Genomic DNA, 401 nt, shown 5'->3' on the forward strand with positions numbered 1-401 from the left:
AATCAACAGGCCTAAGGCTCTTAACGCTTTAAATGCGGAAACGCTTGAAGAAATTAAAAAAACTATGGAATGTATCGGAGAAGATGAGGCGGTAAAGGGCGTTATTATAACAGGAGCAGGTGAAAAATCATTTGTTGCAGGCGCCGACATTTCACAGTTTGTACCTCTTGACGCTATCGGCGGAAGGAAATGCGCTCAACTCGGTCAGGCTGCATGCTCTTCAATAGAAAAACTTGAAAAACCTGTTATTGCCGCTGTTAACGGATATGCGCTCGGCGGCGGAAACGAAATCTCAATGGCATGCGATATAAGGATAGCAAGCACAAAGGCAGTTTTCGGACAGCCTGAAGTTAACCTCGGCAGTATGCCTTGCTTCGGTGGAACGCAGCGTTTGACAAGGC

The 401-nt window shown here is 46.4% G+C and carries 1 protein-coding gene; it reads left to right on the top strand.

The window, feature by feature from the left end:
- Position 1 precedes the first annotated feature (1 nt).
- A partial coding sequence (locus tag NE664_15060; GenBank protein ID MCQ4727952.1) for an enoyl-CoA hydratase-related protein occupies positions 2–401 on the top strand: 400 nt, incomplete at its 3' end.

The organism is Anaerotignum faecicola (assembly GCA_024460105.1).
Lineage (GTDB): Bacteria > Bacillota > Clostridia > Lachnospirales > Anaerotignaceae > JANFXS01.